This is a genomic window from Colwellia sp. BRX8-5 (assembly GCF_014077325.1).
Taxonomy (GTDB): Bacteria; Pseudomonadota; Gammaproteobacteria; order Enterobacterales; family Alteromonadaceae; genus Colwellia_A.
Genome location: NZ_JACGVR010000003.1, coordinates 91,071 through 113,962 on the forward strand (window position 1 = coordinate 91,071; position 22,892 = coordinate 113,962).

Below are 22,892 nucleotides of genomic sequence, written 5' to 3' on the forward strand. Positions count from 1 at the left end.
TTAAATAGCCTTTTTTTTATTGTTAATCTTAACCTTATGAATATTAAGTATTTTAGTCTTTGGCATAACATTTGTATTGTTATGTACAAATCATAAATAAGGCTAAACATAATGAAAATGGTTAACGCAATAATAAAACCTTTCAAACTGGATGATGTCAGAGAAGCAATTTCTGAAATTGGTGTTGAAGGACTAACCGTCAGTGAAGTAAAAGGTTTTGGACGACAAAAAGGTCATACCGAACTGTATCGTGGTGCTGAGTATCAAGTGGACTTTTTACCGAAAGTGAAACTTGAAATTGCTGTCAATGATGATGTTGTTGAACGCTTAGTCAAAGCAATTACCGAGTCGGCGCACACAGGTAAAATTGGCGATGGTAAAATATTTGTCTATGACTTACAGCAAGCTGTACGTATTCGTACTGGTGAGCAAGATGTTGAAGCTATTTAAGGGGTAAATCATGGAACAAAATATTTTTCAATTACAGTATGCAATGGACACTTTCTATTTCTTGATATGTGGTGCTCTTGTTATGTGGATGGCCGCGGGTTTCTCTATGTTAGAAGCCGGTTTAGTGCGTGCAAAAAATACCACAGAAATTTTGACTAAAAACGTCGCGCTTTATGCTATTGCTTGCATGATGTATTTGGCCTGCGGTTACGAAATTATGTACGGTGGTGGTTTCTTCTTATCTGGCATCGAAACAATCGATGCTGATGCGGTATTAAAAGAATTTTCTGGCCGTGAAGATGGTTTTAATGGCGGAGCTATATACTCCAAAGCGTCTGATTTCTTCTTTCAAGTGGTCTTTGTTGCAACAGCGATGTCGATTGTTTCTGGTGCCGTCGCTGAACGCATGAAATTATGGGCATTCCTTATTTTTACCGTTGTGTTAACTGCCGTTATTTATCCACTTGAAGGTAGCTGGACTTGGGGCGGTAATGCTGTCTTTGGTTTGTACACCCTAGGTGACTTAGGCTTTTCTGATTTTGCTGGCTCGGGTATTGTCCACATGGCAGGTGCATCAGCAGCATTAGCGGGTGTCTTGTTACTTGGCGCACGTAAGGGTAAATATGGAGCAGATGGTCGTATTAATGCCATTCCAGGTGCTAACTTACCTATGGCGACATTAGGCACATTTATTTTATGGATGGGTTGGTTTGGCTTTAACGGTGGTTCAGTTTTAAAGCTTGCCGATATCAACAGTTCACATTCAGTTGCTATGGTCTTTTTAAATACCAATGCAGCGGCCGCTGGTGGCGCTATCGCCGCGTTAATTTTTGCGAAATTACTATTTAAAAAAGCAGATTTAACCATGACATTAAACGGGGCATTAGCGGGATTAGTCGCTATTACTGCTGAGCCTTCAACACCCACGGCATTGCAAGCAACCTTGTTTGGTATGGTCGCTGGTGTCATCGTTGTCTTGTCAGTGGTTGGTTTAGATAAACTGAAAATAGATGATCCAGTCGGTGCTATCTCAGTACATGGTGTCGTTGGTTTGTTTGGTTTACTGCTTGTTCCTCTTACTAACCCTGCTTCAAGCTTTAGTGGACAATTAATCGGTGCAGCAACCATCTTTGTCTGGGTATTTAGTGCAAGTTTTGTGGTCTGGTATGTACTTAAGAAAGTTATGGGTATTCGTGTAACTGAAGAAGAAGAGTATCAAGGTATGGATAAATCAGATTGTGGTATGGAAGCTTACCCTGAGTTTACTTAATACCAACTAGTGTTATCTATATTAACAAGATAAATCATAAAACAGCCTCAGGGCTGTTTTTTTATGTACAAGATAAAGGCTAATACTTTTAGCTGCACAGAAATTATCAGTACTTGTGCTGCTACTAATAAAGGTGCGTTGGCGTAGCTGTAAAAAGCAACACGGTTTTATCTTATTTTATTATCGTAAATGATTTACTGTGAATTTTAAGAAACTGTGTAAAATTGAAATATTAATATACATTACATTTTTGGGAATTTTGATGGCAAGAGAACAATTCGGTATTTGCGCAGAACCTAGTTTGCACGGTTATTATCTGATGTTTAATGTTTTAGATGATAAAAATGCTCATGTTCGTCACGCACTTTCTCGATTACCTGCCTTATTCGATCATTACGCAGATCGTTTTTCAGAATCTAACTTAGCTGGTGTTATTGCTATCGGTGCTAACTATTGGGATGAGTTGTATCCACAAGGAAGACCTAAAAATTTAAAGCCTTTTTCCGCGCTTGAATGTGATGATCGCGCAGCTCCAGCTGATAGTTATGATCTTTATATCGAAATAAGAAGCGACCGTGCAGACGTTAATCATATTGTTAGTACCAAGGTTTGTGCTTTATTAGCCAACAGCGTTGAACTGGCTGAGCAAGTGCGTGCCTTTAGGTTTCTTGATGGTCGTGATTTAACGGGCTTTGTCGATGGCACAGAAAACCCACAAGGTTCACACCGCCGCAAAGTTGCGCTAATTGCGAATGAAGAGAGTGAAGAATTTGCAGCAGGCAGTTATTTACATATTCAACGTTATCGCCATAACTTGAACTTATGGGATAACTTAAAGGTTAAAGACCAAGAAGATATTTTTGGACGAACAAAACTGGATAATGAAGAATATTCCAATGAAAATAAACCAGCGACCGCGCATACTAAGCGAGTAAACCTTAAAGACGAAGACGGTAACGCTATCGAAATAGTACGACAAAGTATGCCGTATGGTGATATGAAGTTACAGGGCTTGTTTTTTGTTTCTTATTGCCGCTCGCCTGAGCCATTTGAGATGATGTTAAAAGCCATGATTCAAAGTGATGCTCATGGTCATTTTGATCATCTACTTAAATATACCCAAGCAGAAACTGGCGCATCTTTTTTTGCACCAAGTTTGAATTTTTTAGCGAAGTTGGCACTTTAATAAACCGGTAAAATCGCGATGTTACTATGGCTAACTGTCTTCGAACTTAGCTTAATTTAAGTTTCTTGAAAAAAGTAACTCTAATTTAGCAATGGTTTCTTTTATTTGTCCAACATGGGTTGGGGCAATAAAAATAGTATCATCACCGGCAATCGTACCCAGTACTCCATCGCTTTTACTTAAGCTATCAAGTAAGCGAGCGATTAACTGGGCAGCGCCGGGGCTTGTTCTAACAATAATCATGACTTCATTGTATTCAATATCTATCACTAGTTGGCGTAAAGGGCTTTTCGCTGTGGGAACGCCTAGTTCAGCTGGTAAACAATAAACCATTTCTTGGCGAGCGTTACGGGTGCGAACAGCGCCATATTTACTGAGCATACGTGAAACCTTTGACTGGCTGATATTATCAAAACCTTGTTTCTTCAACGCATCAACTATATCGCCTTGAGAACCAAACTGCTCTTGCTTTAATAAATCTTTAAAAGCTTGTGTTAATGCTTCTTGTTTTTGTGAAACTGTCATAATTTAACGGTACTCTTTGTTATTTTTCTACTACACTTTTTTTAATCTTAAATTCTTAATGATGAGGAAGTAAGACCTAAGTATTATTTCATTAAAAGTATTATACGGTATCCTAATGCCATATATAGTTTAATATTAATTGTTTTTTAGTGGCCGATGCTATATCTTTTGGGCACGAAAATTTACGTATTTACTCAAATATTCTTTAACTACCGGAGACATCAAATGAAAGTTGCTGTTTTAGGCGCTGCTGGCGGAATTGGCCAAGCGTTATCATTATTATTAAAAACTCAATTACCAGCGGGTTCTGAGCTATCTTTGTATGACGTAGCACCAGTTGTTCCAGGTGTTGCTGTTGATTTATCACACATACCTACAGCTGTTACCGTTGAAGGTTTTGGTGCTGACGCATTAGGCGACGCATTAACAGGCGCTGATATCGTTTTAATTCCAGCAGGCATGCCACGTAAGCCAGGTATGGATCGTGCTGATTTGTTCGCGGTTAATGCGGGCATTATTAAAACATTAGCAGAAGGCATTGTTGCTAACTGTCCTAAAGCGTTAGTCGGTATTATTACTAACCCAGTTAACGGCACGGTTCCTATCGTTGCTGAAGTCTTCAAAAAAGCAGGTACTTACGACGCAGCTCGTGTCTTTGGTATTACTACGCTAGATGTTATTCGTAGTGAAGCGTTCGTTGCTGAATTAAAAGGCTTAAACGTTGCTGAAGTTAAAGTTCCAGTAATTGGTGGCCACTCAGGTACCACTATTTTACCACTTCTTTCACAAGTTGAAGGTGTTACTTTTACTGATGAAGAAATTGCTGCTTTAACACCTCGCATTCAAAACGCAGGTACTGAAGTTGTTAACGCTAAAGCCGGTGGTGGTTCTGCTACTTTATCTATGGGCGCTGCTGCTGCTCGTTTTTGTATGTCTTTAGTTAAAGGTTTACAAGGCGAAGACGTGGTTGATTACGCTTACGTTGAAGGTGCAGGTGAAGATGCACAATTTTTCGCACAACCGGTACGTTTAGGCGTAAATGGCGTTAGCGAAATTTTATCTTACGGTAAACTAAGTGCTTTTGAAGAAAAAGCGAAAGTTGATATGTTAGACACATTGAAAGCTGACATTACTGAAGGTATTAACTTCATCAAAGGTTAATTTGTTGAACGTTAGCATTAGCTTCATGCAGTAAATTTATATTTATTGGCTGACGTTTTTGCAATAAAAAAAACCGCTGTTCTGTAAAGATTAGCGGTTTTTTTATCTCTAAAAATAATCAATGATAATGCTGTTACAGATAATATCGATGAACAGATTATAGGACTAGTCGTTAAGCTGGCTTTTGTTTAGACCACTTTGACTCAGCTGCGTACCAACTAATGACAGTAAACAATAAGCACAAAAGAAATAAAAACCAGGGCCGACAGCCGACAGTGTTTCACTGCTGATCATTAAATTGAGTTTAAAGCCCATAATACTTAACGTTTGTTGGCTTGCTGTTTCTGCATGGTCAGTAGACAAAACAGCTAAAAATATTGCCACCACAAAAACGTCAGCCATTGACCATTTTCCAATCGCACCAACAAAGCTAATAATTTTTCTTTCTAGCTGAGTCTTCCTCTTAAAATAAGACCAAGCCACTAAAGCCGTTTTCAATAAAGGAATGCAAATAGAGAAAATAAAAATGAGCACAGACACTAATAAACGATCGTTCTGCCACAGCTCTTGAATTGTAGTTAACAGGGAAAGCTCTTTGTTAATTAACTCTGAGGTCAGCGCAGGTCCGGCAATAGTGGCGCTAACATCCATGCTCAAAGAGAACATCGGTAATAATATCCCTGGAATAAATAACAAAATAGCAAGAAGATTAAGATAAAAGCCGAAATGGGTCTTCATGATTATACGCTTCTATTTGCAGCAATATGGGCCAGAGATATCAGCGCTTGCTTATGTTCAGACTCGGGTAATATTTTTAACGCATCAATGGCTTTATCCGCTTCTCGCTCTGCTTGCTTTTGTGTGTACACGAGAGAGCCTGTTTGCTCCATTGCAGCGAGTATCTCGTCTAAATGCTCCATACCATTGCAATGTTCAATAGCGTCGCTTATTAGCTGCTTTTGCTGCGCATTACCGTGCTTCATGGCATAAAGTAATGGTAAAGTCGGCTTGCCTTCAGCTAAATCATCACCAATATTTTTCCCCATCGCTTTAGCATCGGCGGTGTAGTCCATAATATCGTCAACCAATTGAAAAGCAGTGCCTAAGTATTTACCGTATTCTTGCATCGCTTTTTCAATTTTTTCATCTTGCCCGGCAATAACTGCTGCTAAACGTGTTGCGGCCTCAAACAGTTTCGCTGTTTTGCAGTAGATAACCTGAAAATAACTTTCTTCGGTGGTGTTAGGATCATTACAGTTCATTAACTGCAAGACTTCACCTTCGGCAACAATGTTAGTGGTATCAGACAATATATCCATTATTCTCATATTGCCTAACTTGGTCATCATCTGAAAAGAGCGAGTATAAAGAAAGTCACCAACGAGTACGCTGGCGCTATTGCCAAATAGGGCATTAGCAGTTTCTCGACCACGACGCATGTTTGATTCATCAACAACATCATCATGTAATAAGGTCGCGGTGTGAATAAACTCAATAATGGCGGCAATAGAGATATGATCATTACCTTGATAACCAAAAGCACGTGCGGCGAGAACCGTTAGCATGGGACGCATGCGTTTTCCACCGGCATTGACAATATAAACGCCAAGCTGATTAATTAACGCAACATCAGAATTTATTTGCGAATAAATAACATTATTTACCGCTGTCATATCTTTTTGAGCGAGGGCTTGTATGTGTTTGATATCCATAGAAGGCTATAGCTACCTTTGTTGTTGTATTTGAGAGATTTTATGAAGCATGAGTTTACACGAAAATATTTAGCAATAAAGGGCTGTAGCGGAATAGTTTATCGATAAGTAAATTAAATAGAAATAGATGCGAATTAGACTTGCCTGAATAAAAATCTTCGCGTAGAATTCGCGCCCTATATTTTAAAATCTAGCGTCTAAATAAAATGACGCTTTACGGAGTAGGTATGTACGCTGTATTCCAAAGTGGCGGTAAACAACACCGCGTAACTGAAGGACAAACAGTTCGCCTTGAAAAGCTTGAGCTTGAAATTGGTGCAACAGTAGAATTCGATAACGTTTTAATGATCGCTGACGGCGAAGCAGTTAATGTAGGCGCGCCTTACATTGCTGGCGGTAAAGTAGTAGCTGAGATTGTAAATCAAGGCCGTGCTGATAAAGTTAAAATTGTTAAATTTAAACGTCGTAAGCATTCACGTAAAGAAGCGGGCCATCGTCAATGGTTCACTGAAGTGAAAATTACTGGCATTAACGGCTAATTAGGAGCGATTTAAGATGGCACATAAGAAAGCTGCAGGTAGTACACGAAATGGTCGCGATTCAGAAGCTAAACGCCTTGGTGTTAAGCGTTTTGGTGGCGAAGCTGTATTAGCTGGAAACATTATTGTTCGTCAACGTGGTACTAAATTCCACGCTGGAACAAACATGGGTATTGGTAAAGACCACACATTATTTGCTTTAACTGATGGTAAAGTACAATTTGATGTTAAAGGTCCTAAAAACCGTAAGTTTGTAAGTATTGTTGCTTAGTAACGTTACTCAAACTTAATAAAGACCCTGCTTTAAGCAGGGTTTTTTTTTGATACTTAATTACTTGAGTATCTAATACTTATTGCACTAATTAATGGCTCATTTTTAAATGACCTAAATAGTCAATAACTTCGTTGCTTCAATCCCAATAGTCAGCTATTGCTTAACCAAGCGCCTCGTTGTTGAAAATTTATTTACTTTTAATGATGTAACTTTAATTAGTTTAAAGGGTATTCATTTTGTATAAAAAATAACTTTGTTTTCGTAAGTGCAAAAAATAACTTATAATAAGGCAATAGTTTAATCTTGGAGTGTTTCAAAGCACCATGAAATTCGTTGATGAAGTTGAAATTAGAGTTGAGGCCGGAGACGGCGGCAACGGTTGTGTAAGTTTTCGAAAAGAAAAGTACATTGAATACGGCGGACCTAATGGTGGTGACGGCGGTGACGGCGGTGACGTTTATTTAATGGCTGACGAAAGCCTGAATACCTTAATTGATTACCGCTTCGAGCGTTTTCATCGTGCTAAGCGCGGTCAAAATGGTCAAAGTCGTGATTGTACGGGTAAAGGTTCAGAAGATTTAATTTTGAAAGTACCTGTTGGTACACGTGCTATGGATGTAGACACCGGTGAACAATTAGGTGACTTAACCCGCAATGAACAAAAAATGTTAGTGGCTAAAGGCGGCTGGCATGGTTTAGGCAATACGCGTTTTAAAAGTAGTACTAACCGCGCTCCTCGTCAAAAAACCGATGGCACACCGGGCGAAATACGTAGTCTAAAGCTTGAGCTATTGTTACTCGCCGATGTAGGTTTGTTAGGTTTACCTAATGCAGGTAAGTCTACTTTGATACGCAGTGTTTCAGCGGCTCGACCTAAAGTAGCAGATTATCCATTTACTACGTTGGCGCCTAACTTAGGTGTAGTTCGCCTAGATACGCAACGTAGTTTTGTTATTGCTGATATTCCTGGTTTGATTGAAGGCGCAGCAGAAGGCGCAGGCTTAGGTACACAGTTTCTTAAGCATCTAGAGCGTTGTCGAATTTTATTACATCTTGTTGATGTAATGCCTGCCGATGGTTCTGATCCGCTTGAAAACGCTAAAACTATTATCAGTGAATTAGAGCGTCATTCAGCAAAACTTTTTGCTAAACCGCGCTGGTTAGTGTTTAACAAGCTTGATTTAATGTTAGAAGATGAAGCGAAAGCGCTAACAGATAGTATTGTTGCTGGCTTAAATTGGACTGGCGAAGTACGAAGTGTCTCTGCTATCAATAAATTTGGTACCGCTGACCTAACGCAAGGCGTGATGACTTTTATCGAAGGGCTTCCTCCAGAAATCGAAGAAACACCTGAAGATAAAACGGTTGAGTTCAAGTGGGATACTTACCACGAAGAAGCGGTATCCGGCGTTGAAGACGAATTAGGTGACGAAGACTGGGATGAAGATGAATACGATGTAGAAGTTGAATATCGTAAGTAATTATTCACTGTTCATTTAGTTAGTTGTTATAAAAAAGCCCAAGTATAATTTACTTGAGCTTTTTTTTTAGGGGGTAAATCGCTATCATCCCCTGACGAGTGATGTTAAATAAGCCCGTGAAACAATAATGAGTTATTTCATTAAGCACATAGTGAATTATTCCCTTTAGAGAGACCATGTTAATGACCCTACTTTCGATGATTGTCGCCCATGCTGATAACCGTATTATTGGCAAAGATAATAATATGCCGTGGCACTTACCGGCTGATTTAGCCTATTTTAAAAAAACGACGTTAGGTAAGCCGATTATTATGGGGCGAAAGACCTTTGAATCTATTGGTCGTCCTTTACCAGGTAGGCAAAATATTGTTATTTCACGTGACCAAAACTACCGCGCTGATGGTGTAGACAGTGCTACGTCAGTCGAGCAAGCTTTACTGCTAGCGGGTGAAGTAGACGAAGTGATGGTCATTGGTGGTGGTGCTATTTACAGCCATTGTTTACCCCTCGCTAACCGTCTTTATATTACTCATATTAAAGCCGATATCGATGGCGATACTCAGTTTCCTGAATATAATACGGTGGAAGATTGGCAACTAACCAGTAGCGTTAAACTCAGTGCCGATGACAAAAATAGTTTTGATGTGGATTTTTGTGTTTATCAACGAAAATAAACACCTTAAAGAAAAAAACGCATACGCTAGTATGCGTTTTTCATTGAGCGGCTAGCAAGCTAGGCACTAATATCTGCTGGTAATAACAGGCATTAGCGGTTATTTGTTTTTAGTGATTAATTCGTATGCCCCTTGAATATCTTGTGCTTTTTGTTTGGCAATTTCCATCATTTCTGGTGGTAAACCTTTAGCAACCAACTTATCAGGATGATGTTGCGACATTAACTTTCGATAAGCTTTCTTAATATCCTTTTCAGGTGTGTCTGCTGCAACACCTAACACTTTGTAGGCATTCTCTAATTGAGATTGAGAGCTTTTACCTGATTGACCTTGATGAAATTGTGCACCAGCGATAATCATTTCTAAGAGTCTATCAAGCTCTTTACTTGAAAAGCCTAATTGCTGCGCTATGGTGTGTAAGGCTTGGCGTTCATCACTGTCTAGGTGACCATCAGCAAAAGCGACTTGAATTTGAATCTCTAAAAAGAGTAATAATAAATCATGACGATTTCCGCAAACTTGTTTAAATTTTGCAAGGTTATCGTTCAGTGGAAAACCCGCCATTTTACCTTCTCTAAAGGCATCTTGCGCTTGTTGTCTTGACTCTCCCTGCAACGATAATTTGTCCATATAAGCATTGGCGAATTCAATTTCATGCTTTGACACTAAGCCATTCGCTTTTGCCATGTAGCCCATCACTGAAAAAGAAGTGTAAAAGAATGCGCTCTGGCGTTCACTTTCTGAGCTTTTCGAGCCTGAAAGATTATTGAAATTAAGGCCTCTGCCTTTATCAAAGTTATGACCAATAAACATGCCTATTAATGCACCTAGTAGGTTTTTACTCAGCATAAAACCAAATATAAAGCCTAAAAGTTTTCCCCATATTCTCATTATCAATATTACCTGTTTGTGTTATTAATTGATTAACTTATCTATTTAGATACGCTAAACGTTCTGGCGTACCAACATCGGTCCATGCACAATCGAGTATGCTGGCTGAAACCGTACCGTCGCTAACCGCACTTTTGAGCATTGGACCAAGCTTTAATGCTGGCATGGCATTTTTATCTTTAAAAAAATCAGCGCGAAATAAACTAATACCACTAAAGGTGTAAGTATTTTTCTGTGTTGATTCTGACTGATTTACAATATTGGTGAGTTGATTGTTATCAAAAATAAAATCACCTTTTATATTATGATCAGGATTGTTAACTAAGCAGATATGCGCTAACCGGTCTTTGGCTAATGTCGGTAAGTTAGCAAAGTTAACATCAGTAAATATATCGCCGTTTATCAGCATAAAGGCTTCATTATCGTTATTATTGCTTAATAAAGGTAGCGCTTGAATAATACCGCCAGCCGTTTCAAGTGCACCACTATTTTCTGGACTGTAGCTTATATTAACCCCGAATTTTTTACCATCACCTAAATAGTCAACGATCATCTTTCCTAACCAGGCATAGTTAATAACAATATCTGTGATGCCACACTGGGCGAGTTTATTAATATGGTATTCGATTAGCGGGATCCCAGCTACTCTGAGTAAAGGTTTTGGGCAATGATCCGTTAATGGGCGCATACGTTCACCACGACCAGCGGCTAAAATCATCGCTTTCATGTTAATGTACCTGCTTTAATATTTTGCATCGCAGGCAGTACTTTCACTAATAAAAGCTGATGTAAAGAGGCTAATTCAGGGTATTGCTTACTGATCTCAACAAGGTAGCTAAGTGTTAGCGGAATATCTTTTAAGTAGCCGCTTTTATTATCGCGATGATGTAAACGGGCAAATATACCACTCGCTTTAATGTGGCGTTGTAAGCCAGTTAAATCAAACCAGCGCTGCCATTGCTGGCGAGTGATATCGTTTAATGAATAGTGCTCTGTCATCATATCTATATAGCGGTTTAGTAACAATGAAACAGACTCGTTCGGCCATTTCAGGTAGCAGTCACGGAGTAACGAGACGATATCGTAAGTGATAGGACCAATGACCGCGTCTTGAAAGTCAATAATGCCGAAATTATTATCCTCGAGGACCATAATATTTCTACTATGGTAATCTCGGTGCACTAAGACTTGCGGTTGGCTCAGCATATTTTCTGTTAATATTGAAAAGCAATCTGTTAACTGCTGTTGCTCTTCAGCAGTTAATATAATTGATAGGTGCTCAGTTAATAACCATTGTGAGAAAATATTCAGTTCAAGCTCAACAAATGCTTGATCATAATGCGGTAATTCTTGAGTATTCTTGGGCAATGCAGACTGAATTTTTGGTAAAATATCGATAGCTTTTTGATAGGTGATAATGATATTTTCAGTCGATAAAATATCAGCTAATAGCGTTTCACCAAAATCAGCTAAGCAAAGAAAACCTAGTGATAAATCAGCCGCAATAATTTCAGGCACTAAGACATTATTATCCTTAAGACTCTTTTGCATAAAAACAAAAGCCGCGTTATTAGATTTATCTTTAGGGGCATCAACGGCGATAAATGAACGACCCTTTATCGAAAAACGATAATAGCAGCGAAAGCCAGCATCGCCAGTTAAGGGGGTCAATTGAATATGTTCGCCTGAAAATTGTTTATCCAACCATAGGTGTAACGCTTGAATTCGAGAGCTTGGCAAGTTTTCTATTCCTCAAGTAAATGGTGCTAATAGTTATCTTAGGTGAGGGCATAAATGAGTAATGCCAACCCATATTACCAATATACCGAATTAGCACCCTAAAGAAAATTGCTATATTATCTAAGTGTTTGAGTATAAAATGTGGCTCGCTTTCATCTTTGTTGCTTTAATCATTCATCTATCGGACTTTTAATGTCATTTCCGCGCTATTTAATTTTAATAATTACTTGTTTATCAATGGCTAAATATAGTGTTGCTCAACAAGTTACCGATATTCTCGATGGTATGGCTCAATGCCCTATACCGACTTACCCACAGTTAACCGCTACTCAATCTACTGAAAAGAGTAAAGCGATCACTATTTTAGCTGATAAATCGGGTATTAATAAAAATAAAGTCGCTAAATTTACCGGCAATGTAATGTTGATTAACAGTCAGCAGACAATTCTTGCTAATGAGATTGAGCTTAATAGAGAAAGTTCATCGGTTAAGGCCACGGGCGATATTCACTTTCAAAATAAAGGCATTGATATTTTTGCCGACCAATTGAACATAAGTGAATCGCTTGGCGCGACTACCTTGAAAAATACTCAGTATCAACTCGCGGGAATAGCAGGACACGGTGGTGCTGGTATTATTTCTGTGTCTAGAGAAGGAACCTTGTCATTAATTGACTCTTCTTTTACTACTTGTTATGGCGCTTCACCTGATTGGCAAATGAATGCCAGCGAAATTAATATTTCTAAAGATGAACGTTATTTAGAAGCTTATAATGCAAGGTTTTCAGTTTTTAATGTGCCGGTCTTGTACCTACCTTATTTTACGATTCCTATTGGTGATGATAGACAATCTGGTTTTTTATATCCTGAAATTGGTAATTCAGGTAAATCAGGTTTTACCACGTCAATTCCTTATTACTGGAATATTGCCCCTAATATTGATGCGACGATTACCCCAAAATACATGTTAAAGCGTGGCAGTCAATTAATGACAGAATTTCGTTATTTGCATGATGAACAACAAGGACAATTTGATCTCGAATATCTAGATCAAGACAATGAACAAGAAGATAGCACCGATGCACGATATTTAGTGCGTATGCAACATGTTGGCACCTTTTCAGAGCGCTTTCGCGCTTTCGTTGACTACACAACAATTAGTGATGATAACTATTTAGTTGATATTGGTAGTAAGCACTACAATGATAATGATGCTTACTTATATCAAACAGGTGAATTAGCTTATTTTGCGGATAGTTGGCAAGCCAAGGTAAAATTACAAGACTTTGAAGTACTCGGCGATAATAAAACAAACTATAAAGCGCTTGCTCAACTCGAACTTGCCAGCCATCAAAAAATTGATGTTTTAGACGGGTTATTCGATGTCTATTCTGAAGTCACCAATTTTGACAATGCCGATAAAACTCAAGTAACCGCACAGCGCTATCATGTTGAAGCGGGTTTAACCTTTCCTTTGGTTACGCCAGCTTGGTTTTTGAATTCAGAATTTAAAATACTACAAACCCATTACCAACAAGACAATATTCCTTTGGAAAGTGAGCTTGAAGAAAGTGTAAGCAGAACATTACCTAAAGTCCGTTTTCATGGTGGGGTTAATTTTGATAGGCAAAGTCATTTTTGGGGAAATAGTTTTACACAAACCTTAGAGCCGCAACTGCAATATCTTTATATTCCTGAAAAAGATCAAAGTAATATAGGGCTATATGATACAACCACACTACAAGATGACTATAACGGTCTATTTCGTGATAAACGTTTTAGTGGTTTAGATAGGATAGCTCAAGCTAATCAATATTCTTGGGGAATAACGAGTCGTTTACTCGACAGTGCCAATCAAGAACAACTTAGGGTCAGCTTAGGACGAATTGTTTATCTTAATGACAGTAATTTTACCTTTGAAGAAAACCAAGGAATTGTAGCCGATGCTTCGGCATTAGCGGCAGAAGTCTACGCTCGTATAAATAGTAGTTGGCAGTTCAGTAGCGACATTCAATATAATACAGAAGATGATGTTACCAACAAGAGTCAAACCAGTATTGATTATCTTTTTGGTGAAAATCAAACAATACAATTGAACCATCGATACACTCGTGATGTCTCAGGTATAACATTAGAGCAACTATCTTTAGCGGGGAATGTCAGCATAAATAAAAATTGGCAAGTTATTAGCCGAGTAACTCAAGATTTACAGCAAAATCGAAGCATAGAAACTTATGCGGGTTTACAGTACCAAAGTTGCTGTTGGTCACTGAGTTTTGCTTATCATCGTTATATTACAGCAAACTTTGATGAACCATCGAGTAATAATAAAAATCGCGATGAATTCAACAATGGTTTTATGCTAAGATTTAGCATGAGAACAAAAGACATTACAGATATGTTCAACTCAAGTATATTTGGCTACAAACGCCCTTACTTTCTCAATAATTAAATATAAGAAATAGACGATACATGAAAAAATCATTGAAATTTTTACTTTTAACAAGCGCTTTGACGGTAACATCTTTTTTTCCAGTACAAGCACAACAAGTTGAACTTGATCGAGTATCAGCCATTGTAAATGGTGGTGTTGTTTTGGAATCTGAAATAAAAGACCTAATCGCAACCATAAAAAAACAAGCACTAAAAAATGATCAAAGTTTACCATCAGATAAAGCGTTAAGAACGCAGGTCACTGAAAAGTTGATCAACGATGCGTTGATCACTCAATTAGGCGAACGTATGGGTGTGCAAGTGAGTGATGCACAACTTGATGAAACGCTAACTAATATGGCGAAAGAAGAAAAATTAACGTTAGACCAGTTTCGTCAGAATCTTGTTAAAGATGGCACAGATTACGATAAGTATCGTGAACTAGTCAGAACTGAACTTATTTCTGGCGAGGTACGCCGCAATAGTGTTAGTCGCCGTATTTATGTTTCACCACAAGACGTGGCTAATTTGATTTCTTCTATGGAAGAAAAAATTAATACTGATGTTGAATATCGTCTGGGACACATACTAATTGAGTTCCCAGCGAATCCAACACAAGATGATATGAATGCCGCTAAAGTTCGCGCTGAAAAAGTAATTGAATTGCTTAATAACGGCAGTGACTTTGCAAAAATTGCTATTGCTTCTTCAGGCGGTTCAAATGCCTTAGAAGGTGGTGATTTAGGTTGGAAAAATATCAATGAATTACCGACATTATTCTCATCAATTGTTGATGGTGAGAAAAAAGAATCAATTTTAGGACCTATCCGTACCGGTTTAGGTTTTAGTATTGTAAAAATTATAGATATTCGTGGTTTGCAAATCGTTGAAGTAGAAGAAGTGAAAGCACGGCACATATTGATTGAACCTTCTGTTATCTTGAGTGAAGCCAAAGCTGAAAGTATTCTGCTAGGCCTTATGGACAGAGTTAACGCAGGTGAAGCTGATTTTGGCGACTTAGCTAAAGAGTATTCAGACGGACCTACTTCAGTGCGAGGTGGTGATCTAGGTTGGTCAGACCCTGATGTTTACGATCCTACTTTTAAGGCGGCCTTAGCGCGATTAAAAGTTGATGAAATGCATAAGCCTTTTAGAACTTCATTTGGTTGGCATTTAGCGCAATTAACGGGGCGAAGAACACTTGATGCGACAGAACAAATGAATGAAAGTAAAGCTCGTCGCATTTTATTCAATAGAAAGTTTGGTTTAGAAAGTGCGCGTTGGATTAAAGAGCTTCGTGATGAAGCCTATGTAGAGATTTTTAGTCGAGATACAAAATAATGACAAAGCGTATAGCTATCACGCCAGGCGAACCTGCAGGAATTGGCCCAGACTTAACCATTTTCATTGCTCAGCAAGATTGGCCCGTTGAGCTTGTGGTAATTGCTTGTAAAAAGTTAATGCAAGAGCGCGCTGAAGTTTTAGGTTTACCACTCACATTTATTGATTATGATGTTTCGAAAGCCGCTAAACCTCAAAAAGCCGGGACACTAACGATATTGTCTGTCGATATGGCTGAGGCTTGTATTCCTGGTGAGCTTAATGCTGAAAATGGTAGTTATGTCATTGAAACATTAAGAATTGCCAGTGAAAAAAATATCTCTGGTGAAATCGATGCTATTGTCACTGGCCCCGTGCATAAAGGGTTAATTAATAAAGCGGGTATCGCTTTCAGTGGTCATACAGAATATTTTGCTAGCCAAGCTAACTGTGCCGATGTCGTGATGATGTTGGCGACAGAAGGCTTAAGAGTTGCATTAGTGACAACGCATATTCCTTTAGCTTATGTTTCTAAAGCGATCACCGCAGAACGTTTACAAAAAGTCACTCGTATTTTAAATACCGATCTTATTAATAAATTTGGTATTAAAGAGCCTAAAATCTACGTATGTGGCATAAACCCTCATGCGGGAGAAGATGGGCATCTAGGTCGAGAAGAAATCGATGTGATGATCCCAGCCTTAAATGTACTCAGAGATGAAGGCATCAAGCTTATTGGGCCATTACCTGCTGATACTATCTTCCAGGAGAAGTACTTAAGTGATGCTGATGCCATTTTAACTATGTATCACGATCAAGGCTTGCCAGTCTTGAAATATAAAGGCTTTGGCGCTTCGGTTAATATTACCTTAGGCTTACCTTTTGTTCGAACCTCGGTAGATCACGGTACCGCACTTGAATTAGCGGGTACCAACTTAGCTGACCCAGGAAGCTTTATTGAAGCAATCACCACAGCCATTAAATTAGCAAATAATCAATCATGAATAATAAAACTCATCTAGGCCACCAGGCCAAAAAACGCTTTGGACAAAACTTTTTACATGACGAAGGTGTGATCAGTAAAATTGTTGATGCTATCGACCCTGAGCCGGGAGAAAATCTTATCGAGATTGGTCCTGGATTAGGCGCATTAACCGAACCGGTTATTGACCGAGCGGGTGCCATTTCTGTTGTCGAACTTGATAGAGATCTTGCCCATCGTTTACGCCATCATCCTTTTATTGCTGATAAAATTACTATTTATGAAGCGGATGCCCTTAAATTTGATTTTAGTGAAATAGCGACCGCAGAACGACCTTTAAGAATTTTTGGCAACTTACCTTACAACATTTCTACGCCACTTATTTTTCATCTTTTAACGTTTAAAGATAGCGTGAAAGATATGCACTTTATGCTGCAAAAAGAAGTTGTTCAACGCATGGCTGCTAGTGAAAATTGTAAAGCCTACGGTAGGCTTTCAATCATGACGCAATATCAGTGTCAGGTTATCCCTGTTATGCAAATAGGCCCAGAAGCTTTTAAGCCAGCGCCTAAGGTTGATTCTGCTATCGTGAGATTAATCCCTCATGGTGAGATTAAAAATCCAGTAAAAGATATTAAATCGCTTAACCAAGTTTGTTTGGCGGCATTTAACCAACGTAGAAAAACGATACGCAATAGTTTTAAAAAATTGTTTACGGTTGAACAATTAGCGGCTTTAGGTATCGATGCAAGACTTCGTGCAGAGAACTTACCGATCACAGATTATATCAAACTGGCAAATTTCTTAACTGATAACCCGGTTGAGTTATGAAGGACGATTCAACATTAACTACAGTCGAATCGATTTCTATGGGATATGATATTTCGGTCAGTGTTAAAACTGAGTATATTGCCTCACAATTGATTGAAAACGAAAAGAACTATGTATTTAGTTATACGATTAGTATTGCCAATAATAGTAATAAACCGGTTAAATTATTGTCTCGTTATTGGTTGATTACCGATGGCGACAATAAGACCTCTACCGTTGCCGGTGAAGGTGTTATCGGTAAGCAGCCTATCATAGCGCCAGACAACACGTACACTTATACCAGCGGTTGTATCTTAAAAACCCCAGTCGGTACTATGCAGGGCCATTACCAAATGCTAAGTGATGATAATGACTTGCAACAAGTTGAGATACCTGTTTTTGGTTTAGCTCAGCCACACATTCTTAACTAACTGCGACGCTTCGTTTATGGCTATCTATTTTGTCGGAGATATTCAAGGCTGTTACCACGAACTACGCGCCTTACTAGACCAAGTTGCCTTTTCGCCTGAAACTGACCAGCTTTGGCTAGCGGGTGATCTGGTTGCTAGAGGTCCAGACTCCTTAAAAACGCTGAGATATATAAAAGCACTGGGTAATAGTGCTCGAGTGGTTTTAGGTAATCATGACCTGCACTTATTAGCTATTTATGGTGGCTTGAAAAAAGCAAAAGCTAGCGATTGTTTCGATGAATTATTAGCTGCTGCAGACGTTGATGAGTTAATGGGTTGGCTTGCTAGTCAACCGCTTATCCAAAAGTTACCCAATGAAAATGTTTATATGAGTCATGCAGGTTTGCCACCCTTTTGGACACCTGCAGAAGCTATGGAACAAGCAAACGATGTTAATATCAAGCTAGCATCAGCGCTAAGAAATGATTGGTTAGCCATAATGTATGGTGAAGAACCTAATCTATGGTCTTTGGCAAAATCTGCTGATGAAAAATTTCGAGTGACCGTTAACTCACTGACCAGAATGCGTTATTGCCAACTCGATTATGGCTTAGAGTTTTCATGTAAGCTTGCAGTTGAGCAAGCACCTGCCCATATAAAACCTTGGTTTGAGTTTACACAAAAACAAACAAATTATAGTTGGATATTTGGTCATTGGGCTTCATTAATGGGGCACTGTCCTGTTGACAATATTTATGCATTAGATACAGGGTGCGTCTGGGGCGGACATCTAACGTTATTACGATGGTCTGACAAGCAGTTGTTTACTGAGCCTTGCCACAGTGCAAAACAAAAATAAAAAAACTTATGATAAAGCAATAACTAAAGGTGAAAAATAGCTTAAGCTTGTTATAATAAAATTAACGGTTAAGTTTTTAACAATATTAACCGATAATCTAATCGACAATAATGACAAATAAGCTATGATTATTGGCTTTGAAAATATAGGCCTGCATTCAAGGAAGTAGCAATTAATTTAGTTTACACTCGTACTCAATACTATCTATTTACACGGTGACATTTATGAATTTAACGGTAGCAATGAAAATAATGGGTGGTTTTGCCATTATTGCAGTCTTACTAGTAATAACTAGTGCTATATCTCTATGGAATTTGAACATAATTAAAGGCTCTACTGTACAACAAAGTGAGTTGGCGATCCCTACATTAAAAGGGAGTAACAAGCTTGCTAACACCTTAACCCAAATAGGTAACCTTACTTTACGTGCATATTATCAAACCGAATTAACGCCACTTAATAATAATCTTACGGCATATAATCAAGATAAAGATGACTTTACTACTGAGCTGAAGAAATTAAAGCAAGTGGTGCGAAATGAAAATTCTTTATTAACTAATCTAGGTCAAGTCGATTCAGTTTATGCAGATCTCGAAAAAGAAATAGGATTGGTTTTTAGTAATAGGCAAGCCAGTATTAATCAAGCGCTTATTTTAAGAGAAAAAATAGCTAACCTTGAAGAAAAAGCTGATGATGCAGCTACGATGTTACTAGACCTTGCCGACCACGACTTAGCTGACACTAAGCTTCAGCGAGCTGTTAGTTTAGGTGAAAGTATTGAAACCTTACTTAATGGGCTAGTAAGCTCAGCACTTGAATATCGAGGTTTAATCGACAGGTCGTCAACAGATTTAGTCGGTAACCAAATATCCAATAGCTTTGTTGATGTAAATAAATCATTTACCGATATTATATCCGAGCTATCTAATCAAGGCGCCGAAGATGTAGCTGATGATTTGTCTGTTGCTTTGAGTGAATTAACTGAATTAATTAACTCTAACAATGATATTTTTTCTCACAAAGATAAACAACTGATTGCCCTTAAAGTCGCAACAGAAAACTTAGATGCTGCAGAACGTGACATCAAAAAAGCCAATGCCATTTTAGAAAAACAAGTCGATTTAGCGAATCAAACTGCGATGACGGCGGGTAAACTTGTTCAAGAAAAAGTGGCCGATGGTAACTCACAAACTATAGGTATTATGATTTTTTCAATTGTTGCCGCAATTGGTATTGCTTGGTTTACACTGCTTAGTATTACCCGACCACTGTCTTTGGTTAATAAAATGCTTAACATCGTTGCTTCTGGTGATTTATCTCATAAGTTAGATGAAACGGGTAAAGATGAATTTGCTGAATTATCACGTAACTGTAATTTATTAATTGATAGTTTGCGTACGCTTATTCAAGGTATTGTTAGTCGCTCTACACAACTAGCAACTGCCGCAGAAGAAACTTCAGCGGTAACCGCACAAGGTACCATTGCTATTGCAGAGCAACGTTCACAAGTTGAACAAGCCGCTTCTGCGACTACGCAAATGAGCAGTACTTCTCAAAGTGTACTATCTAGTGCTAATGATACACTAGGTGAAATAAAGCAAGCTGATGACGAAGCCAAGCGTATAAAAATTATTTCTGAACGTAATCGCCAAACTATCGGCTTACTTGCTGACGAAGTTGAAGAAGCAGCACAAGTTATCAATAAACTACAGCAAGACAGTGCTTCTATCGGTGGTATTCTTGATGTCATTCGCGGCATAGCTGAGCAAACTAACTTACTGGCATTAAACGCAGCTATTGAAGCCGCTCGTGCCGGAGAGCAAGGTCGTGGTTTTGCCGTAGTTGCTGATGAAGTAAGAACGCTAGCTAGTAGAACGCAAGTGTCTACACAAGAAATACAAAACATGATTGAGGTACTGCAAACCGGTGCTCAACGAGCTGTTGGCGTTATGGATACGGGTAAGAAGCAAGCCGCAAATTGTGTAGAGCAGAGCGAAGAAGCTGAGAAAGCGCTGCAAACTATTACTCATTCGGTTCACGAGGCATTTGATAAAAGTACTCAAATTGCCGCGGCTGCTGAAGAACAAAGTGTCGTCGCTCATGAGATTAGCGTTAATTTAGAATCTATTGTTGCCATTGCTGAACAAACAACGGCAGGTGCACAGCAAACGGCACAATCAAGTAATGAAGTCGCTAAGTTAGCTGAAGAATTACAACAGTCAGTGCAAGAGTTTAAGCTATAAGTGCTAATCGCTCTGCTGATAATGGTTAGCTAATGAATTAACTTGTATTAACGATTAAAAAGCCCCCGCTGAGGATAACTTCAGCGGGGGCTTTTTGTTGATTGTAGCTAACGGGGTAGTAACTTATTGAGATCAGCGTTTGAGTTTATAGCAGATGTTACCAACCAATAGATTTAAGCCAGCCATTTATTGACCTTAACAACGCTTTTTCAGGGTAATAGCCAATTTGATTATTGTGCAGTTCAGTTTGTCGATAATAGACTTTCATTTCTTTAACTGCTTGTGCTTTACGAATTTTAGCGGCAGAGGTCGCTAATTGCTGCTCTCTTGACAGATAGATATCTAAGAGCGGAAACTCACTGGTCGCCAGTACTTTAGCAAATGAGAGGCTTTGCTCTGTAGTATTCATATAACCACTAAGCATGACCATAGCACTTGGCGATTGTAGTTTACCGGTACTGTATAAATTGGCCAGTAATATGGCATGACTGCCTTTTGATACCACGACAAATATACCAGGATAATCTTTAGCTTTTTCCATCACCGCCGTCATTAGTTCGGTCAAATGTTCTTTGTGTGCCAGTAAGGTTTTATCATCGTCTTCGAGTTGAATCGATCGCTTTAATGCGCGAGAAGGGTAACCTAAAGGGATACTTGGTGGCTGAATAGCTATGGTTGTCCAACCTTGGCTAGGCAGTACTTTTTGTAGATAATTTAAAGCGTTGCTACTTTTTGCACTCATTCCCCAGTCAGGGAGCAGTATCATTACCCCTTTTTGATTACTGGCGGTATTTTCATTGATAATGGTAATAAAGTCTTGAGCGCCAGCTAACATAGGCGTTATTTTTTCAGCCGTTAGGTAATGAGTCAGATCTTGTTCTTGTTGCAGTAGCGAATTAATAGGGGCGAAAATTTCTGGACGTTTTTTAGGAGCTACTTTACTGGCATCACCGGATTCATCCGCTGTTTTTGTCGCCTCTTGCTGCTCTGGAACTTTTGGCTTTTCGGTTTTATTTTCTTCTTGGTATAACAATGCATAACTGTTAATAGTAACAAGGCTAAATAGACAGAAAATGATTAATGAAGCTAAAACACGTAAAGACATATGTTCCTTAAAATTATAGGCGGTGAGTACTTACCGAAAATTGTTTAATGGACGTATGATCAATTATCGGCAAATACTTTATTTTCTTAACCAGAAAAAATGCTTATCAAAGAAACGGGCAAGGAACTTTGAAAGTGAGTGTCTTTTCTATACATGGATGTGCGAGCTCTAACATTTGCGCATGCAATAATAACCGTGCACTTGCCGTAACCGCTGACTCATGTGAGTATAATCTGTCACCCAAAATAGGGTGGCCTAAAAATAACATATGGACACGTAGTTGATGAGAACGCCCTGTTATCGGGGTTAATTCAACTAAGGTACTTGGCACCGAGTTAGCATCAGTATCGCGTGATAATACTCGGTAATGGGTCAACGACTGTTTACCACGTTCATGGTCAACCATTTGTCGTGGACGATTTGGCCAGTCACAAATAAGCGGTTGATCGACCGAACCATTATCATCTTTCATATGACCATAGACACGGGCAATATAGCTTTTTTTCGTTTCGCGTTGCTGAAACATTCGACTAATTGCGACATGTGCAGGTTTATGTAACGCCATGATCAATATACCAGATGTTGCCATATCTAATCGATGAACTACCGTTGCGGTTGGCAGCACTTTATTCACTCGACTTTGTAAACAATCTTTATGAGCGGGTAAGCGACCTGACACGGTTAATAAACCACTTTGCTTGTTGAGCACCACAATATCATTATCGCGATAAATTATATCAAGGTAAGGCGACATAGGCGGGCAATAAACAAACTCTGGGTTTGGCGCCATAGGCACAACTTTTTGTTGTGCCTGCTGATCGTTTGGAA

23 protein-coding genes are annotated in these 22,892 nt (G+C 38.8%); 15 read left to right on the forward strand and 8 right to left on the reverse strand.

Going from position 1 to position 22,892, the window contains the following annotated elements:
- Positions 1-111 precede the first annotated feature (111 nt).
- From H4J62_RS03215 to H4J62_RS03225, 3 genes are all read left to right on the forward strand, one after another.
- Entirely contained in the window at positions 112-450 is a 339-nt protein-coding gene (locus H4J62_RS03215; RefSeq protein ID WP_070375731.1) for a P-II family nitrogen regulator, read from the forward strand.
- A 10-nt stretch (positions 451-460) separates the two neighbouring features.
- On the forward strand, positions 461-1,720 hold the full coding sequence (locus H4J62_RS03220) for an ammonium transporter (RefSeq protein ID WP_182213761.1): 1,260 nt from the start codon (positions 461-463) through the stop codon (positions 1,718-1,720).
- Between the two features lie 262 nt (positions 1,721-1,982).
- Complete coding sequence (locus tag H4J62_RS03225; protein WP_182213759.1) at positions 1,983-2,906, forward strand: Dyp-type peroxidase; 924 nt, start codon at positions 1,983-1,985, stop codon at positions 2,904-2,906.
- 51 nt (positions 2,907-2,957) lie between these two features.
- Here the strand turns inward: H4J62_RS03225 and argR are convergent, their stop codons facing one another.
- Positions 2,958-3,431, reverse strand: a complete 474-nt coding sequence (argR, locus tag H4J62_RS03230) for a transcriptional regulator ArgR (RefSeq protein ID WP_070375733.1) — start codon at positions 3,429-3,431, stop codon at positions 2,958-2,960.
- 225 nt (positions 3,432-3,656) lie between these two features.
- Between argR and mdh the strand changes: the two genes are divergently transcribed.
- A complete protein-coding gene (mdh, locus tag H4J62_RS03235; RefSeq protein WP_182213758.1) occupies positions 3,657-4,592 on the forward strand; it encodes a malate dehydrogenase in 936 nt (311 codons plus the stop codon).
- A 165-nt stretch (positions 4,593-4,757) separates the two neighbouring features.
- Here the strand turns inward: mdh and H4J62_RS03240 are convergent, their stop codons facing one another.
- Together H4J62_RS03240 and ispB are read right to left on the reverse strand one after the other, a co-directional pair.
- Complete coding sequence (locus H4J62_RS03240) at positions 4,758-5,330, reverse strand: paraquat-inducible protein A (RefSeq protein ID WP_182213756.1); 573 nt, start codon at positions 5,328-5,330, stop codon at positions 4,758-4,760.
- A gap of 2 nt (positions 5,331-5,332) precedes the next feature.
- The gene (gene ispB / locus H4J62_RS03245; RefSeq protein WP_182213754.1) at positions 5,333-6,304 is read right to left on the reverse strand and encodes an octaprenyl diphosphate synthase; all 972 of its coding nucleotides are present in this window, start codon (positions 6,302-6,304) and stop codon (positions 5,333-5,335) included.
- A 227-nt stretch (positions 6,305-6,531) separates the two neighbouring features.
- Between ispB and rplU the strand changes: the two genes are divergently transcribed.
- The 4 genes from rplU to folA all read left to right on the forward strand — a co-directional run bounded on the left by rplU (position 6,532) and on the right by folA (position 9,272).
- Positions 6,532-6,843, forward strand: coding sequence for a 50S ribosomal protein L21 (gene rplU / locus H4J62_RS03250; RefSeq protein ID WP_070375737.1), 312 nt, complete (start codon positions 6,532-6,534; stop codon positions 6,841-6,843).
- Positions 6,844-6,859: 16 nt separating this feature from the next.
- Positions 6,860-7,114 (forward strand): 50S ribosomal protein L27, encoded by a 255-nt coding sequence (gene rpmA / locus H4J62_RS03255; protein WP_070375738.1) that lies wholly within the window; start codon positions 6,860-6,862, stop codon positions 7,112-7,114.
- 326 nt (positions 7,115-7,440) lie between these two features.
- Positions 7,441-8,598 (forward strand): Obg family GTPase CgtA, encoded by a 1,158-nt coding sequence (gene cgtA / locus H4J62_RS03260; RefSeq protein WP_070375739.1) that lies wholly within the window; start codon positions 7,441-7,443, stop codon positions 8,596-8,598.
- A 182-nt stretch (positions 8,599-8,780) separates the two neighbouring features.
- A complete protein-coding gene (gene folA / locus H4J62_RS03265; RefSeq protein WP_182213753.1) occupies positions 8,781-9,272 on the forward strand; it encodes a type 3 dihydrofolate reductase in 492 nt (163 codons plus the stop codon).
- 99 nt (positions 9,273-9,371) lie between these two features.
- Here folA and djlA read toward each other — a convergent pair whose 3' ends face one another.
- From djlA to H4J62_RS03280, 3 genes are read right to left on the reverse strand one after another with little or no spacing between them, the layout of a single operon-like run.
- Positions 9,372-10,163: a co-chaperone DjlA gene (djlA, locus tag H4J62_RS03270; protein ID WP_070375740.1), complete on the reverse strand. Its 792-nt coding sequence runs from the start codon at positions 10,161-10,163 to the stop codon at positions 9,372-9,374.
- Between the two features lie 37 nt (positions 10,164-10,200).
- Positions 10,201-10,890 carry an N-acetylmuramate alpha-1-phosphate uridylyltransferase MurU gene (murU, locus tag H4J62_RS03275; RefSeq protein WP_182213751.1) on the reverse strand — a complete coding sequence of 230 codons (690 nt, stop codon included), beginning with the start codon at positions 10,888-10,890 and terminating at the stop codon, positions 10,201-10,203.
- On the reverse strand, positions 10,887-11,903 hold the full coding sequence (locus H4J62_RS03280; RefSeq protein ID WP_182213749.1) for an aminoglycoside phosphotransferase family protein: 1,017 nt from the start codon (positions 11,901-11,903) through the stop codon (positions 10,887-10,889). Before H4J62_RS03280 ends, murU begins: the two co-directional genes overlap by 4 nt.
- Before the next feature lie 192 nt (positions 11,904-12,095).
- On the opposite strand from H4J62_RS03280, the gene H4J62_RS03285 reads away from it, so the two are divergent.
- The 7 genes from H4J62_RS03285 to H4J62_RS03315 all read left to right on the forward strand — a co-directional run bounded on the left by H4J62_RS03285 (position 12,096) and on the right by H4J62_RS03315 (position 20,959).
- Positions 12,096-14,354, forward strand: a complete 2,259-nt coding sequence (locus H4J62_RS03285) for an LPS-assembly protein LptD (RefSeq protein ID WP_182213747.1) — start codon at positions 12,096-12,098, stop codon at positions 14,352-14,354.
- A gap of 20 nt (positions 14,355-14,374) precedes the next feature.
- Positions 14,375-15,676, forward strand: coding sequence for a peptidylprolyl isomerase SurA (gene surA, locus H4J62_RS03290; RefSeq protein WP_182213745.1), 1,302 nt, complete (start codon positions 14,375-14,377; stop codon positions 15,674-15,676).
- The gene (pdxA, locus tag H4J62_RS03295) at positions 15,676-16,659 is read left to right on the forward strand and encodes a 4-hydroxythreonine-4-phosphate dehydrogenase PdxA (RefSeq protein WP_220465259.1); all 984 of its coding nucleotides are present in this window, start codon (positions 15,676-15,678) and stop codon (positions 16,657-16,659) included. Before surA ends, pdxA begins: the two co-directional genes overlap by 1 nt.
- Positions 16,656-17,468, forward strand: coding sequence for a 16S rRNA (adenine(1518)-N(6)/adenine(1519)-N(6))-dimethyltransferase RsmA (rsmA, locus tag H4J62_RS03300; protein ID WP_070375746.1), 813 nt, complete (start codon positions 16,656-16,658; stop codon positions 17,466-17,468). Before pdxA ends, rsmA begins: the two co-directional genes overlap by 4 nt.
- The gene (gene apaG, locus H4J62_RS03305; RefSeq protein WP_259364818.1) at positions 17,465-17,878 is read left to right on the forward strand and encodes a Co2+/Mg2+ efflux protein ApaG; all 414 of its coding nucleotides are present in this window, start codon (positions 17,465-17,467) and stop codon (positions 17,876-17,878) included. The genes rsmA and apaG overlap by 4 nt, the downstream gene beginning before the upstream one ends.
- A gap of 16 nt (positions 17,879-17,894) precedes the next feature.
- Positions 17,895-18,716: a symmetrical bis(5'-nucleosyl)-tetraphosphatase gene (locus H4J62_RS03310; RefSeq protein ID WP_182213743.1), complete on the forward strand. Its 822-nt coding sequence runs from the start codon at positions 17,895-17,897 to the stop codon at positions 18,714-18,716.
- A gap of 224 nt (positions 18,717-18,940) precedes the next feature.
- A complete protein-coding gene (locus H4J62_RS03315) occupies positions 18,941-20,959 on the forward strand; it encodes a methyl-accepting chemotaxis protein (protein WP_182213741.1) in 2,019 nt (672 codons plus the stop codon).
- Positions 20,960-21,116: 157 nt separating this feature from the next.
- Here the strand turns inward: H4J62_RS03315 and H4J62_RS03320 are convergent, their stop codons facing one another.
- Together H4J62_RS03320 and H4J62_RS03325 are read right to left on the reverse strand one after the other, a co-directional pair.
- Positions 21,117-22,064: a DUF3530 family protein gene (locus H4J62_RS03320; RefSeq protein WP_182213740.1), complete on the reverse strand. Its 948-nt coding sequence runs from the start codon at positions 22,062-22,064 to the stop codon at positions 21,117-21,119.
- 106 nt (positions 22,065-22,170) lie between these two features.
- The gene (locus tag H4J62_RS03325) at positions 22,171-22,854 is read right to left on the reverse strand and encodes a pseudouridine synthase (protein WP_182213885.1); all 684 of its coding nucleotides are present in this window, start codon (positions 22,852-22,854) and stop codon (positions 22,171-22,173) included.
- Between the last annotated feature and the right edge of the window lie 38 nt (positions 22,855-22,892).

What these genes read in the sequence shown, in the direction of transcription:
- H4J62_RS03215 (WP_070375731.1), top strand. Translation starts at nt 112, where the DNA reads ATGAAAATGGTTAACGCAATAATAAAACCTTTCAAACTGGATGATGTC.
- H4J62_RS03220 (WP_182213761.1), top strand. Translation starts at nt 461, where the DNA reads ATGGAACAAAATATTTTTCAATTACAGTATGCAATGGACACTTTCTAT.
- H4J62_RS03225 (WP_182213759.1), top strand. Translation starts at nt 1,983, where the DNA reads ATGGCAAGAGAACAATTCGGTATTTGCGCAGAACCTAGTTTGCACGGT.
- argR (WP_070375733.1), bottom strand. Translation starts at nt 3,431, where the DNA reads ATGACAGTTTCACAAAAACAAGAAGCATTAACACAAGCTTTTAAAGAT.
- mdh (WP_182213758.1), top strand. Translation starts at nt 3,657, where the DNA reads ATGAAAGTTGCTGTTTTAGGCGCTGCTGGCGGAATTGGCCAAGCGTTA.
- H4J62_RS03240 (WP_182213756.1), bottom strand. Translation starts at nt 5,330, where the DNA reads ATGAAGACCCATTTCGGCTTTTATCTTAATCTTCTTGCTATTTTGTTA.
- ispB (WP_182213754.1), bottom strand. Translation starts at nt 6,304, where the DNA reads ATGGATATCAAACACATACAAGCCCTCGCTCAAAAAGATATGACAGCG.
- rplU (WP_070375737.1), top strand. Translation starts at nt 6,532, where the DNA reads ATGTACGCTGTATTCCAAAGTGGCGGTAAACAACACCGCGTAACTGAA.
- rpmA (WP_070375738.1), top strand. Translation starts at nt 6,860, where the DNA reads ATGGCACATAAGAAAGCTGCAGGTAGTACACGAAATGGTCGCGATTCA.
- cgtA (WP_070375739.1), top strand. Translation starts at nt 7,441, where the DNA reads ATGAAATTCGTTGATGAAGTTGAAATTAGAGTTGAGGCCGGAGACGGC.
- folA (WP_182213753.1), top strand. Translation starts at nt 8,781, where the DNA reads ATGACCCTACTTTCGATGATTGTCGCCCATGCTGATAACCGTATTATT.
- djlA (WP_070375740.1), bottom strand. Translation starts at nt 10,163, where the DNA reads ATGAGAATATGGGGAAAACTTTTAGGCTTTATATTTGGTTTTATGCTG.
- murU (WP_182213751.1), bottom strand. Translation starts at nt 10,890, where the DNA reads ATGAAAGCGATGATTTTAGCCGCTGGTCGTGGTGAACGTATGCGCCCA.
- H4J62_RS03285 (WP_182213747.1), top strand. Translation starts at nt 12,096, where the DNA reads ATGTCATTTCCGCGCTATTTAATTTTAATAATTACTTGTTTATCAATG.
- surA (WP_182213745.1), top strand. Translation starts at nt 14,375, where the DNA reads ATGAAAAAATCATTGAAATTTTTACTTTTAACAAGCGCTTTGACGGTA.
- pdxA (WP_220465259.1), top strand. Translation starts at nt 15,676, where the DNA reads ATGACAAAGCGTATAGCTATCACGCCAGGCGAACCTGCAGGAATTGGC.
- rsmA (WP_070375746.1), top strand. Translation starts at nt 16,656, where the DNA reads ATGAATAATAAAACTCATCTAGGCCACCAGGCCAAAAAACGCTTTGGA.
- apaG (WP_259364818.1), top strand. Translation starts at nt 17,465, where the DNA reads ATGAAGGACGATTCAACATTAACTACAGTCGAATCGATTTCTATGGGA.
- H4J62_RS03310 (WP_182213743.1), top strand. Translation starts at nt 17,895, where the DNA reads ATGGCTATCTATTTTGTCGGAGATATTCAAGGCTGTTACCACGAACTA.
- H4J62_RS03315 (WP_182213741.1), top strand. Translation starts at nt 18,941, where the DNA reads ATGAATTTAACGGTAGCAATGAAAATAATGGGTGGTTTTGCCATTATT.
- H4J62_RS03320 (WP_182213740.1), bottom strand. Translation starts at nt 22,064, where the DNA reads ATGTCTTTACGTGTTTTAGCTTCATTAATCATTTTCTGTCTATTTAGC.
- H4J62_RS03325 (WP_182213885.1), bottom strand. Translation starts at nt 22,854, where the DNA reads ATGGCGCCAAACCCAGAGTTTGTTTATTGCCCGCCTATGTCGCCTTAC.